Origin of the sequence: Runella aurantiaca, from assembly GCF_003339505.1 — a bacterium.
Classification (GTDB): Bacteria; Bacteroidota; Bacteroidia; order Cytophagales; family Spirosomataceae; genus Runella; species Runella aurantiaca.
In genome coordinates, this window is record NZ_QPIW01000012.1 from 63690 (window position 1) to 77565 (window position 13876).

At 44.8% G+C, this 13876-nt stretch carries 14 protein-coding genes; 8 read left to right on the forward strand and 6 right to left on the reverse strand.

Translation table 11 applies throughout. The features are described from left to right. Positions 1-34: 34 nt before the first annotated feature. The 3 genes from rsfS to DVG78_RS15625 all read left to right on the forward strand — a co-directional run bounded on the left by rsfS (position 35) and on the right by DVG78_RS15625 (position 3029). Positions 35-418 carry a ribosome silencing factor gene (rsfS, locus tag DVG78_RS15615; RefSeq protein ID WP_114066815.1) on the forward strand — a complete coding sequence of 128 codons (384 nt, stop codon included), beginning with the start codon at positions 35-37 and terminating at the stop codon, positions 416-418. Between the two features lie 198 nt (positions 419-616). Beyond that, complete coding sequence (ftsH, locus tag DVG78_RS15620) at positions 617-2623, forward strand: ATP-dependent zinc metalloprotease FtsH (protein ID WP_114461999.1); 2007 nt, start codon at positions 617-619, stop codon at positions 2621-2623. Positions 2624-2741: 118 nt separating this feature from the next. Then, a complete protein-coding gene (locus DVG78_RS15625) occupies positions 2742-3029 on the forward strand; it encodes a YciI family protein (protein ID WP_114462000.1) in 288 nt (95 codons plus the stop codon). 65 nt (positions 3030-3094) lie between these two features. Here DVG78_RS15625 and rpsU read toward each other — a convergent pair whose 3' ends face one another. Next, positions 3095-3289 carry a 30S ribosomal protein S21 gene (rpsU, locus tag DVG78_RS15630; RefSeq protein ID WP_114066818.1) on the reverse strand — a complete coding sequence of 65 codons (195 nt, stop codon included), beginning with the start codon at positions 3287-3289 and terminating at the stop codon, positions 3095-3097. Positions 3290-3417: 128 nt separating this feature from the next. Here rpsU and DVG78_RS15635 point away from each other — a divergent pair, with 128 nt between their 5' ends. Then, positions 3418-4347, forward strand: coding sequence for a Ppx/GppA phosphatase family protein (locus DVG78_RS15635; RefSeq protein WP_114462001.1), 930 nt, complete (start codon positions 3418-3420; stop codon positions 4345-4347). Positions 4348-4350: 3 nt separating this feature from the next. Here DVG78_RS15635 and DVG78_RS15640 read toward each other — a convergent pair whose 3' ends face one another. The 3 genes from DVG78_RS15640 to DVG78_RS15650 all read right to left on the reverse strand — a co-directional run bounded on the left by DVG78_RS15640 (position 4351) and on the right by DVG78_RS15650 (position 8244). After that, positions 4351-5499 (reverse strand): amidohydrolase family protein, encoded by a 1149-nt coding sequence (locus DVG78_RS15640; protein ID WP_114462002.1) that lies wholly within the window; start codon positions 5497-5499, stop codon positions 4351-4353. 432 nt (positions 5500-5931) lie between these two features. After that, a complete protein-coding gene (locus tag DVG78_RS15645) occupies positions 5932-7647 on the reverse strand; it encodes an IlvD/Edd family dehydratase (RefSeq protein WP_114462003.1) in 1716 nt (571 codons plus the stop codon). A 171-nt stretch (positions 7648-7818) separates the two neighbouring features. Further along, positions 7819-8244, reverse strand: a complete 426-nt coding sequence (locus DVG78_RS15650; RefSeq protein ID WP_199563262.1) for an ABA4-like family protein — start codon at positions 8242-8244, stop codon at positions 7819-7821. 148 nt (positions 8245-8392) lie between these two features. Here DVG78_RS15650 and DVG78_RS15655 point away from each other — a divergent pair, with 148 nt between their 5' ends. From DVG78_RS15655 to DVG78_RS30645, 4 genes are all read left to right on the forward strand, one after another. After that, positions 8393-8947, forward strand: coding sequence for a cob(I)yrinic acid a,c-diamide adenosyltransferase (locus DVG78_RS15655; protein WP_114462085.1), 555 nt, complete (start codon positions 8393-8395; stop codon positions 8945-8947). Between the two features lie 226 nt (positions 8948-9173). Beyond that, positions 9174-10241 carry a branched-chain amino acid aminotransferase gene (locus DVG78_RS15660; protein ID WP_114462004.1) on the forward strand — a complete coding sequence of 356 codons (1068 nt, stop codon included), beginning with the start codon at positions 9174-9176 and terminating at the stop codon, positions 10239-10241. A gap of 140 nt (positions 10242-10381) precedes the next feature. Further along, positions 10382-10615, forward strand: a complete 234-nt coding sequence (locus tag DVG78_RS15665; protein ID WP_114462005.1) for a DUF2281 domain-containing protein — start codon at positions 10382-10384, stop codon at positions 10613-10615. A 100-nt stretch (positions 10616-10715) separates the two neighbouring features. Continuing rightward, a complete protein-coding gene (locus tag DVG78_RS30645; RefSeq protein WP_114462006.1) occupies positions 10716-11015 on the forward strand; it encodes a type II toxin-antitoxin system VapC family toxin in 300 nt (99 codons plus the stop codon). A 117-nt stretch (positions 11016-11132) separates the two neighbouring features. On the opposite strand, the gene DVG78_RS15675 is transcribed toward DVG78_RS30645, so the two are convergent. Together DVG78_RS15675 and DVG78_RS15680 are read right to left on the reverse strand one after the other, a co-directional pair. Next, a complete protein-coding gene (locus DVG78_RS15675; RefSeq protein ID WP_229598241.1) occupies positions 11133-11891 on the reverse strand; it encodes a glycosyltransferase family 2 protein in 759 nt (252 codons plus the stop codon). Between the two features lie 105 nt (positions 11892-11996). Next, the gene (locus DVG78_RS15680) at positions 11997-13862 is read right to left on the reverse strand and encodes an ATP-binding protein (protein ID WP_114462008.1); all 1866 of its coding nucleotides are present in this window, start codon (positions 13860-13862) and stop codon (positions 11997-11999) included. Between the last annotated feature and the right edge of the window lie 14 nt (positions 13863-13876).

The following is a 13876-nucleotide window of genomic DNA, read 5'->3' on the forward strand; positions in this document are numbered from 1 at the left end:
TTAGAATTGAATTGATGCAATTTAAAACTTACGCATGAAACAACGCAAATCAAACATTATATCTTCAGAAGAACTGTGCCAGCTGGTTGTGAAGGGAATGCAGGAAAAGAAAGCAGTAGACATCGTAGTGATGGACCTGCGCGAAATAAAAAACTCCATTACAGACTTCTTTGTTATTTGTACCGGTAACTCCGATACCCAAGTAGACGCCATCGCCGATTCCGTCGAAGATGAAGTACAAAAAATCACGAACTCATTGCCTTGGCAGCGTGAAGGGCGTGAAGCAAAAGAATGGATATTGATTGATTATGTGGATGTTGTGGTCCATGTTTTCAAGAAAGAACGTCGTGAATTCTACGGATTGGAACAACTCTGGGGTGATGCCAAAGTTACCCACGTCGAGGAGGAATTTGCCTAATTGAACATTAGAGATAAAAATAGTGTTTTCTCATTGTACGTGAAAAACTCAACTCTTGCACGTGCAATCAACCATACCTGTTTACAATAATCCATTTGTTAATTGTTTTTCGTCCCCGCAGCATCAACCCTTTTTCATTGGTTTTTGACCGGCTCAACGATTAATTATTAACCATTAACCGTTAACGTTTCAATTATTATGTCCGAAAACAATGGAAATCCGCTCAACTCCAATAACCGCAATCCGCGCCGTTCCGGGTATCAGGGGTGGATTATTGCGGCATTGGTGTTAGCAATTTTGGGGATTACCTTCTTCAGTAAAAATACTGCGGTAAGGCCGATTACCCAAAAGAAATTTGAGAAGATGGTTCAAGCACACGAAGTGCAAAATATCGTCATTGTCAATAGCGAATTTGTAGAAGTAACGCTTACGCCCAAAGCGATGGAAGACCCCAAGTACCGCGCTTTGTTTGCTGACAAGCCTTATTTTGGCAATGGAGGTCCCCAATTTCAGTTTGAAGTTACCTCGGCCGATAAATTTTTGGATGACTTCCAAAAACTAAAACCTGATAGCGATTCAATCGACTATGATTTTGATCGCCGCAGCGACTGGACAGGCTTCCTCAGCACTTGGGGCTTCCTGATTATCATGATTTTGGCCATGTATTTTTTGCTTGGCCGCATGACAGGCGGCGGTGGTCCCGGTGGTCAGATATTCAACATCGGTCGGTCACGTGCCACTCTTTTTGACGCCGAAAACAAAGTTAAAATAACCTTTAATGACGTTGCTGGTCTGGAAGAAGCCAAAGAGGAAATCAAAGAGATTGTTGATTACCTAAAAAGTCCAGGCAAATTCACCAAACTTGGGGCAAAAATCCCGAAAGGTGCTTTGTTGGTAGGCCCTCCCGGTACGGGTAAAACCCTCATCGCAAAAGCGGTAGCGGGTGAAGCCGGTGTCCCTTTCTTCTCCCTTTCAGGTTCTGATTTTGTGGAAATGTTTGTCGGTGTGGGTGCCGCTCGTGTGCGTGATTTGTTTAAGCAAGCCAAAGAAAAAGCGCCCTGTATCATCTTTATTGATGAGATTGACGCCGTGGGCCGTTCACGTGGTCGGGGTGCGATGCCCGGGGCCAATGATGAGCGCGAAAATACCTTGAACTCTCTGTTGGTAGAAATGGACGGTTTTGCGACCGATTCAGGAATTATCATCATGGCGGCCACCAACCGTCCAGATGTACTTGACCCAGCGTTGTTGCGTCCTGGTCGTTTTGACCGCCAGATTTCGGTTGATAAACCCGACATTGTAGGTCGTGAGGCTATTTTCAAAGTTCACTTGAAGCCTATCAAACTTTCGCCAGATGTAGACCCTAAAAAATTGGCCGCTCAAACGCCCGGTTTTGCAGGAGCTGAAATCGCCAACGTCTGTAACGAAGCAGCCCTAATCGCGGCCCGTCGTGACCGTGAAGAAGTGACCATGCAGGATTTTCAGGACGCAATGGACCGAGTAATCGGTGGTTTGGAGAAAAAGAACAAACTTATCTCGCCCGACGAAAAGAAAATCGTAGCCTACCACGAAGCAGGCCACGCGGTAGCAGGCTGGTTCTTGGAGCACGCCGACCCATTGGTTAAAGTAACGATTGTTCCGCGTGGTGTAGCGGCTTTAGGATATGCGCAATACTTGCCGCGTGAGCAGTATCTGTACCGTACCGAACAACTCATGGACGAAATGTGTATGACGTTGGGAGGCCGCGCGGCCGAAGATGTAGTGTTTGGCAAAGTGTCTACGGGCGCCCTCAGCGACTTGGAACGCGTAACCAAATTGGCACACAGCATGGTAACCGTATACGGTCTGAACGACAAAATCGGGAACATGTCTTACTACGATTCCAAGCAGTCTGAGTACTCTTTCAACAAGCCTTATTCGGAAGAAACCGCGCGCATGATTGACGAAGAAATGCGGAAAATTATTGCGCAGGCCTACGACCGTTGTCACGCCTTGCTCTCGGAGCACCGCGAAGCACTGGAGGTGATTGCCAAAGAATTGTTGGAAAAAGAAATTCTGTTCCAGAGTGACTTGGAGCGTTTGATTGGCAAGCGTCCTTTCGAAAGAGAGACGGTATATCAAGCCTACATGAACACTGAAAACAGCAACGATCAGGTCAAAGAAGAGAAAGAGGAAGAAGCGACCAGCGAAACCGAAGCAAAATAAGCATTTCATTATCATACCGTAAAGGGTTAGAAATAGATGGGTTTTCCCTGATTTCTAACCCTTTTTCAATTCTATTCTGACCACAAATAAACCTTCACAAATAAACCCCTTTTGATGTATGCTTTACGTAATTCATGCCTACGATTTTACCGATGAACAAGCCCTTGAACGCCGCATGGCCGTCAGGCCCAATCACTTTGATGGCGCAAAACAGTTGAAATCTACTGGAAATTTTGTCTTAGGCGGAGCCTTATTAGACCCTGATGGAAAGATGATTGGGTCAATGATGGTGGTTGACTTTGAAGATGAAACAGGGCTCAACCATTGGCTTCAAAACGACCCCTACGTAACTGGCAAGGTATGGGAGAAAATAGATGTAAAACCCTTCAGAAAAGCTGACATATAGAAGCCGAAAAAGGCACTGCGACGAATCGCAGTGCCTTGATATATATGAAATGACTTTATAATCGCTTATAGTTCATCGCCCTCGCGCATTTTCTGCACGTAAGAGGCATGAATCACTTGCTGACGGCGTTTCACTGATTTCTTTTCGAAAGCAGAGCGTGAACGCAATTCTTTCAAAACTCCGGTCTTTTCAAATTTCTTTTTGAAACGTTTGAGTGCCTTGTCAATTGATTCGTTTTCTTTGATTTGTACGACGAGCATATGTGTTTATGTTTATATCTATTTTGAAACGGATTGCAAAAATAAAAGTCTGCTTCTAAAAAATCAACTTTATTTGTGTTTTTGTTTCAGTTATTTACATTCTCCGAGAGAATATCCCTTCCCAACCCATGAAATACGCCATTATTGACCTTGGAACCAATACTTTCCATTTGTTGATTATTGAACAAAACCCTGACGGGATTATCCCCCTCTTTAAGGCTCAAATCCCCGCCAAGATAGGCAAAGCAGGTATTAATCAGGGCATTATCACCGAAGAAGCTACCCAACGCGCATTGAATGTACTAAGTCAGTTTCGTCAAAGAATAGATGAATTTGGCGTTGAGCTTTCCAACACCAAGGCCATTGGCACCAGTGCGATTCGAAACGCAAAAAATGCGAAAGAATTTTGCGCAACGGTCAAAAAAGAAACAGAAATCACGATTGACATCATTTCGGGCGACCGTGAAGCGGAATTAATCTACCACGGCGTCCGACAAGGAATTGCGTTAGGAGAGAGAATATCTGTCATCATGGACATCGGCGGAGGCAGCGTTGAGTTTATCATTTGCAATGCTTCGCGCATCTTTTGGAAACAAAGTTTTGAAATAGGCGGGCAGCGGTTGCTGGAGCAATTTGTGCTTACTGACCCCATATCGCCGTCGGCAATTCGGCGAATGAATGATTATTTTCAGGAACAGCTTTTACCGCTGGTCAATGCCGCCCACCAATACGCCCCCCAAGTGCTGGTCGGCTCTTCTGGCTCATTCGATACGTTGATTGACATGGATTTTATGCACCGACTTGGCCATTTGCCGAATCCATCACAAACAGGTTTTGAGATTGCAACGGAAGAATTCTACCGCGCTTACCATCTCCTTACCACCCAGAGCCACGATGAGCGCATGACCATTCCTGGCATGATAGAGTTACGGGTAGATATGATTGTACCGGGTGTGGTGCTGATTGACCATGTTTTACGGAGTTTGCATATTCAACAGATTCGCTCTTCGACCTATGCATTGAAAGAAGGAATTATGGCTTGGGTTGTGTCAGTATAATTACTATCTCCTTAATATTTTTCGAGCGTTGGTTTGGTATATTTTTTTTAGCGTTCTGGGACTTAACGACAACCCATACAAAGGCCAATGGTACCCAAACCGATTGTGTTCGTAAAAGTGCTCATCTGCCGACTCAAGGATTCTGAACGTGGTAAGATACATGTCGCGTGAGAAACCCATGTCGGTACCATAGACCAACCGATTGCTGTATTTTTCCATGAATGCCTTGGCGAAGCGTGGAATCGGGGCAAATTCGGCAAACCGGGCTGATATATCAGCGTACAAATTGGGATACGCATCCAGTAGCCTCGCCAATTGACTCAAGTCAGCGTTGCAGTTAGCCAAGTGACAAGCGATAAAACTCGTGCGGGGATTGTCGCGTACAGCCTCTTCAAGCGTTGTAATCAACTGGTCATGGTTCAAAATACCCTCTTTGGTCATATCCACCCGCCATTTGGCAGCGTTCATCAAACCGTCATTGGTAGAGTCTGACGGCAAGTACATCCAGGCATCCTCCGCTACGTGAATACTGATGGGCATTCCCAGTTCCCCACACTTCATCAATAGAGGTTTCATACGGGGGTCATTGATGTGCATACCACGTCCCGGAGTTGGTTTAGAGTACAATTCACCCAAACCTTTGTCGCCCAACTCCCCCACCCCGCGCGCACCCGATTGGTAGCAGCGTACCAATTCTGCCACCGCCCGCTGCGACCAATCGGGCTGGTCCATTCCAGTATAGTCAAACCCACACCATACCTCAAAACGATTGGGATAACGGGCGTATTTATGCACCATGGCATCAAAAGCGGTTCCCGTACTGTACGATAAAATGACTGACTTATCAATGCCTACTTCATCCATGAGCTGCACCCACCTATCCACATCAGCATCGGTTTTGGGATTATCGTGTGTGTGAAGGTCTACAGCTGGATATTTGGCTTTCTGAATTTTCGATTGGGGCGTTTTGTAAATTGAGACTGGGCGATAATCTTTTAATTTGACTTGTTGGACATCCTCTGACAGTTCGGTACGTTGCAGGAAATTCAGACGAAAATCTTTCAATTTGGCTGACGGTGCTTCCTGACCGAAGGTAACACACTCTACTGCCCCCAAAATGACGGACAAAAGCGTACTGCGGTAGTTAAACATAATACTGTTTTGATTTAAGGTTGCTACTTACTAAACTGCTTAGAATCAAACCTTTCTATCCTTCAAATCTACTCACCATGCTACCTTGACGGTACTATATAGCGGCAGGAGTTAGTTCTATTTGACGAATACAGGAAGGCCCATCAGAAAGATACAACTTGTCTAAAAATTTTTCAGAGAGAATTAAAAGATTTCTACCAACAAAAAGGCACTCACTTAACTCTGCTGGCGTTGCATGTCATGGTGGTGCAATACGAACACATTTTTCAACAAAGCCTATTGAAAATCAATATATTGCAAACTTTTTTTACCCGCTGCGGCCCGAACTACACCCACTGGATAAGGAACGGGCTTGGGCAGGGAACAAAAAAGCGTCCGACAGTTTAAAACTGTCAGACGCCTAACCTATGACTATTTTCTGAGCCTCTTTTTTTAGTGTGACTCTCTACTCACTTTGTGCCCTGATTTGCCAATCAAAAAGTCAAAATCACAACCCTCGTGCGATTGGGTCACGTGCTCAATGTAAAGTTTGTTGTGGCCTCGGTTGTAGCCCAAATCAATCGGCGTCCAAGCCGCCCGACGACGCGCGATTTCATCGTCTGAAACGTGCCAGTGAATATAGCGTTCGTGAATGTCAACTTCGATGATGTCGCCGTTTTCCACCAATCCCAGATTACCGCCGATGGCACTCTCGGGAGAAGCGTGTAACAAAACCGTTCCGTAGGCCGTTCCGCTCATACGGGCATCAGAAATACGCACCATGTCCGTCACTCCTTTTTCCAACAGTTTTTTAGGCAACGCCATGTTACCAACTTCAGGCATTCCCGGATAGCCTTTTGGCCCTACATTTTTAAGGACCATTACGCAGGTCTCGTCAATGTCCAGCGCGGGGTCTTCGATACGAGCATGATAATCTTCAATTGACTCAAACACCACAGCACGGCCTTTGTGCTTCATCAAATGCGCCGAAGCCGCCGAAGGTTTAATAACAGCACCATTTTCGCACAAATTGCCTTTAATAACTGCAATTCCTCCTTCTTCCAAAATCGGCGATTCTCCCGATGCAATCACGTCAGGGTTCCAGTTTTTGGCATTTAATGAATTATCAATCAATGATTTACCATTTACGGTTATTACGTTTTTGTGTAAATGCTCCTTCATTTCATTGATGACCACCTGCAATCCGCCCGCGTAGAAATAATCTTCCATGAGGTATTTACCAGAAGGCATCACATTCAATAAAAACGGCATCCGTGAACCTACCCGGTCAAAGTCGTCCAACGTCAAGTCTACACCAACCCGACCCGCGATAGCCAGCAAGTGCAACACAAAATTGGTAGAACCTCCCACGCCCGCATTGAGCATAATAGCGTTTTCGAAGGCTTCTCGGGTCAATATTTTTGAAAGTGTCAGGTTTTCTTTGACCATTTCTACAATACGCATTCCCGTCATGTGGGCATTCATTTTCTTGCGAGAATCAGCGGCAGGAATCGCCGACAGCCCCGGCAGCGTAAGCCCCAAAGCTTCTGCCATGGTCGCCATGGTAGAGGCCGTACCCATCGTAGAGCAGTGACCAATACTGCGACTCATACAACTCTCCGCTTCTTCAAATTCTTCGGGGGTCATTTTGCCCGTTTTGAGGTCATCGGCAAAACGCCACACGTCTGTGCCCGAACCGATGGCTTTGCCTTGAAAACGACCCGCCAACATCGGCCCGCCGGGCAATACAATCGTGGGTAAATCGACACTCGCTGCACCCATGATGAGCGAAGGGGTAGTTTTGTCGCAACCCGTCAATAAGACAATCCCATCGAAAGGATTGGCACGAATACTTTCCTCGACCGACATACTCGCCAGATTGCGATATAGCATGGCCGTAGGACGAATAAGGGTTTCCCCCAAAGACATCACTGGAAATTCCAAGGGAAAACCACCCGCTTCGTAAATACCGTTTTTAACACTCTGGGCCAAGTCACGAAAGTGGCCGTTGCAAGGTGTTACTTCCGACCACGTATTACAAATACCAATCACGGGTTTCCCCTTAAATTGGTGCGGCGCATGGCCTTGGTTTTTCATCCAACTGCGGTAAATAAAACCGTCTTTACCTTCTTTGCCAAACCAGTCCTGGCTGCGGAGTTCATTTTCCATGTGTATAATTTCGGATTACTGAATGCTATTGTTGATTTACCATAGGAAGACCAAAATCATCAAAATCTAATATTTATTTAGCGAAGGGCGCGAGGGATTTTTTAATAAAAGCGCACTATCTACTAAAAAGACTTCAAAAAGAATCAAGAGAAGATACATTATTAGGGACACTTAGGCTATTTTTCGTAGGTAGAATGTCCGAATAAGCCAATACGCCAACAACCCAATCGGCCCCAACATAAAGCAGAAAAAAAGCGGTAGTACAATCCACCCTTGCGGGATATTTTTCTCTTGGGAATCTTTCAACACAAAACTTCCTGCTACCAAATCAAACGCTAAATAGTGAATCCACCCAGCCAACACCGCGCCGTCTCCGCCTTTAGAAAATAAACTTTTGACCCCCTCAAACGTACTGAAGTCATTGAAATTCAACGGCCCACCGCTGAAAATAAAATACGCATATAAGCACGCCAGCAAAACGGGAATCAGGTACGAGCGCACCAGCCACTCTGTAAAGCGCCAACGCGGCGCAACAATCATCAGAAGCCATTGGGGCAACACGAGGGCATTTGCAATTTGAAAAGCAGTTTCTATCATTGTATTTTGGATTGGGGTAAGCCTCTTTATTTCAATCTTCAATTTACATGTTTTAAGCAGAATTAAACCGTTTTACCCATTAGTTTGTTGGAACACTAAAAACAGGCAAGTCGAACAAAGAATGATTGACCAGCCAGACCAACAATACATGAAAATTTATACAAAAACGGGTGACAAAGGCACCACTTCGCTCGTGGGCGGGACACGCGTCAGTAAGGCAGATTTACGAATCGATACTTACGGCACGGTAGATGAGCTCAATTCCTACATCGGCTTAGTCCGCGACCAACCAGTGAATGAAGTACGCCGCGATTTTTTAAAATACATTCAGGACCGCCTCTTTACGATTGGCTCCATTTTGGCCTCCGAGCCTGACAACAAAAAACACTTTATCCCTGACCTCCACGAAGAAGACATCGTCGCTTTGGAGCTTGCCATGGACGAAATGAACACCGTACTTGAGCCCATGCGTTCGTTCATTCTGCCGGGGGGGCATCCTTCGGTCTCGTTTGGGCACGTGGCCCGGACGGTGTGCCGGCGGGCCGAGCGTTTGGTCATTGCACTCAATGAATCTGAACCCGTTGAAGCCGAGGTGATTCGGTACTTAAACCGTCTTTCTGATTATTTATTTGTGCTTTCGCGAAAAATGGCACAGGAATTGGGAATAGAAGAAATAAAATGGGCTGGCCGTAAATCATCATAGGGACAGACGCAACGCTACAAAAGGGCTGACGCAAGGCCTGCCCCTACGGGTTCAATTCATTTTTTTGATAACTAAACTGATATTTTCTTGTCTTTTCGCCGAAAAATAAAAATATTTGCATTGACAACTAATTTTGGTCTTTCAACACACTAAGTGCTGATACAGAACAGTTGATACTTAGAAATCAGATACAATAATTGCTTACATACAGTAAACCACCAACACGATGACAACGGACACATTGGCCATGGAAATCAAACGCGTAGAAGCTTCGCGTATCCATGAAGTAGATTTCGACAATTTGGTATTTGGTCGCCATTATTCAGACCACATGTTTGTCGCCGACTATATCAACGGCGAATGGACCAACCTTCAAATTGTCCCCTATGCCAACCTCAGCCTCAGCCCCGCCACCGCCGCTCTCCATTACGGACAAGCGATTTTTGAAGGAATGAAAGCCTACAAAAACGAAGCAGGCGAGCCACTGATGTTCCGTCCGCTAGACAACTGGGCGCGTTTTAACAAGTCGGCCGCGCGTATGTGTATGCCAGAAGTCCCCGAAGAAATTTTCATGGGCGGCCTCACTGAATTGCTCCGTACAGATGCGGCTTGGATTCCTACCACGCCCGACTCCTCGTTGTATATCCGTCCGTATATGTTTTCTACCGACGCATACATCGGCGTAAAACCTTCCGACACTTATAAGTTTATCATCTTTACGGGGCCTGTAGGTAAGTATTATTCAAAACCTCCCCGCGTAAAAGTTGAACAACATTATATCCGCGCTGCCGAAGGTGGCGTTGGTGCCGCCAAATGCGCTGGTAATTACGGTGGCTCACTCTATCCCGCACGCTTGGCACAACAACAAGGCTACGACCAAATCATCTGGACCGACGCCCGTGACCATGCCTTTGTGGAAGAATCAGGTACGATGAACGTCATGTTTGTGATTGACGGTAAACTCATCACACCAGCTACTTCCGATACCATTTTGAACGGAATAACGCGCAACAGCATCGTAGACATTGCCCATCACTGGAATATGCCCGTTGAAGAGCGTAAAGTTTCGGTCAAAGAAGTGATTGATGCCTTAAAAGAGGGTCGTTTAGAAGCGGCGTTTGGGGCAGGTACAGCCGTAGTTGTGTCACCTTTTGGGGTTATTGGTTTTGAAGGAACCGATTACGAACTTCCTGCCGTAACCGAAGGTTCATTTGCTTCTCGCGTTAAAGATTTTTTAACCGATATCCGTACTGGAAAAACAGAAGACCCTTTTGGATGGGTTGTGAAGGCATAAATTCATCATATTTCCTAGCTTATCTAAGCGTCGGACGGTTTGGAACCGTCTGACGCTTTTTTTATGCTGTCAACGTTTTGTTTTTCCTTTTCGAATGTTTTGAGACTTTGAAATGTTAGATTTGTAAAAATGACAAGCTTATGTACACCGCAATCAAAGGAATTTACGAGAATGGAGTGCTGACATTTCTGGAACCTGTACCAAATCTTGAAAAATCGGAAGTTTTGGTCATGTTTCTGAACGAAGAAAAGCCTACTAAAACAAAAAAAAGAATACCAGGCAGTTTGAAACGCCTAGGTGAACTCCAAGGAAAGCGTTATAGTATTCCAGATGACTTTAACGAACCGCTTGACGACTTAAAAGAGTATATGTAATGGACTATCTTGTTGATACTCAAATTATAATTTGGTTTCAGTTATTCGACGATAAATTAAAAACGTCCCTTTACGACTTACTTGCTGACGGAAAAACTCCATATTTGTCAGCCAAATCAGCTTATTTGAAATTGCTATCAAGCAGAGAATCGGAAAATTACCAGAACTAGAAACCCCCATAGAAGACTTAATTGAAATAATTCAAAATGATGGTTTTGAAATATTGTCTCTTAAAAACAGACATATCAATTTATATCATTCTGTTCCCTTATTAGAAACTCATAAAGACCCATTCGACCGACTTATCATTGCAACGGCAATGGCTGAAAGTTTACCAGTCATTTCAGCTGATGAGAAATTTAAGTTGTATAAGGAGTTCATTACCCTTATTGAAGCCTGACATTCTTCTGCAACACCTCCCTCATTTTGTTTCGCGCAAGGCCAAGGCGAGCCCTCCCTTGGATGGGCGGAGACGAGCGATGACTTTCCCTTGAATGGGTGTAAGCAAGCCCCGCCCCTACCGTAGTTTTTTGTACTTTAAATACGTATAACGGGCATTTTCTTTGGCAATAAACCAACCATAATACCCATCTAAGAAGCCAAATTTGAAGATATATTCTACCAAAAACCGAAATGCTGGACTGAGGTAGACTTTAATAAAAGAAGCTTTTTTACCTATTTTTCGCCCTTTTTCGGCAAAAAGTGTACTATATCGGTCGGTTTTATCGATAAATTGTTCGGGTGTATCAACGGTATAATGGTGTACGTACCCCGTCAGTTTTTTTACAATATGTTCTGGTTTGAGCGTCAACCCTTCATGGACCGCGTCAGTATTCCACTGAATCTTTTTTTTATTAAAAATTCGGACGTGGGATTCTGGATTCCAACCCCCAAAGCGAATCAACTTCCCCGCAAAAACCGTTCTGAAAGGCAAATCATAGGCATCAGCCTCTGGGGCGGGAGTGAAGGCCTGTTTTATACTTTCAATTAACTCCGGGCTTACTACTTCGTCATCGTCAACTGATAAAATCCAATCGTATTTTGCCCACTGATTACCAAAATTTTTCTGCTCGGAATACCCCGTCCAAGGTCGTTCGAGCACGTTGGCTCCCGCTGCCCGGGCTACTTTCCGGGTAAGGTCGGTGCTGCCAGAATCCACAACTACAATATCATTGGTGAGAGCTTTAAGGGCTTCAATCGTTTTAGCGATTTTCTTTTCTTGGTTTACGGTAATAATAACGGCCGAAAGCGAGGTCATGGCGTATTTTTTATACATTTCTAAAGCGCAACCTACTGTTTTCTCCCCAATGCAACAAATAATAACCCTCTAAGGCAATGGTTATTTAGGGGAAGATATACACTCAACTGCTTTTTGGGAGGCTTATCCCACTTCAACAAACGCTCTTTCAGTAAAAACCAAAGGCGTAGCAAGGGGCAAAGTGAGTTCGATGATTGTGCCCTGATTGGGTGCTGATTGCACCGTCATACTACCGTCAAGTTCTTCCACCCGTTTTTCCATGTTAAAAAGTCCGTTGCCGCTGCCTTTCACGGCTTCTTTGTCAAAACCTATTCCATCATCTTTAATCTCAAGATGAAGTTGCTGGTTTTTTCTACAAATCTTTATCCAAACATTCCGTGCCTGCGCATATTTGGCGGCATTGTTGATGGCTTCTTTAAAAATAAGGTAAAAATTATACTGTTGATTGGAGGGCAGTTTATAGCCTTTCAATTCTTCAGAAATACAAAAATCGTAGTGAATGTGCTTTGGTTCAAGCATTTCTGACGCAAAAATCTTCATCTTGGTCGTGATACTCTCCAGGCTATCATTCATGGGGCGAGTGGTCCAGATAATATCCCGAATTGTACTCACGGTTCGTTGCGAGTTAATGCTTATCAAGTCCAATAGTTCTTTTAGCTGTTCGTCTTTGTCCTTCAGTTGGCGTTTGGCCGCTTGGCTTAGCATCGCTACTCCGCTCAGCGTTGCGCCCAAATCATCGTGCAAATCGCGCGCAATCTGACTCCTAATTCGGTCCGATAACTGCATTTGACGAATGGTTTCGGCTTGTGCTTTTTGGGCATCGCGAATTTGTTTCAACCGGTTTCTATAAAATGCATAACTCAAAACCCCCATCAACATTACAATAACTGACGCCAACGAAATAATCCAATAGGTTTGGCTCCTCAATTCTGCTTCCTGCGAAACCTTAATTTGTTTAAGACGATGGTTTTCTTTGTCTTTCTCGAAGGCGGTATATTTCAATTCAACCAGCTCGGCACGAACCACATTCTTTTTACGTTCAATCGAATCGCTCAGTGTTTTGTATGCCTGAAAATAGCCCAACGCTTCTTTATAGTCGCCTTTTATTTCCTCCAACTCCGCCATTTCCCGGTTGATATGCGCGATTTCTACAATGGACCCAAACTCCGTAGCCGTTTCGAGGGCTTTTTGGAAGTATACTTTGGCGCTATCGAGTTTCTGTTGAAGCCGGAACGTCTTCGCTGATTCTTGATAACACTGAATTTGGAGTAGTTTTTCACCGTATTGTTGACTTTGTCGCGTGGCTTTCCCCATGTACCAAAGTGCCGTTGAAAACTCCCGACGGTCGTTGTAATTTCGGGCAATACCCAATAAAACCTGCGGTAATATCTGGTAATTTTGGTCGGCTTGCTCTGCCAATTTCAGGCCTTGTTCTAAGTACTTCAACGATTCTTCATAGCGGCCCATACGACGATATAAGTCCCCGATTTGCTCGTGATTGACCGCCATTCCCCGTATTTCATTCTTTTTTTTATTCAACTCCAAGGCGCGAAAAGTATAATCTAGCGCCTTATCAAGTTGGTTCATGCTCTTGTAATTTTCGGCAATATTGTTCAGGCAAATCGCTTTGCCTCGCTCCCACCCCGTCTGTTCAAAAAGCTTCAACGCCGTAAGATAATATTCCTGCCCTTTGGCATAATTCCCTTCCAAAGACTCCAAAATGGCGTAATTGATAAAACTTTGGCCGATATTGGTGTTGTTATTGAGTTTTTTGGCGAGCTGGTTGGCTTCATTGGCGTAACGCCACGCGGTAGTTTGGTCAATTTCGGAAAGGCGATAAGCCAACCGATGGAGTGTCACAACGCGCGCGCTATCTTGGACGGGATGTGTAGCCAGCCAATGCCGCAGACTGTCGACTATCCGGTTTTGGGCCGTCAATCCAATGCTTACCGCGTAAAACAAAGCAATAAAAGCCAATCTAATTTTCATAAGCGATAACGGGA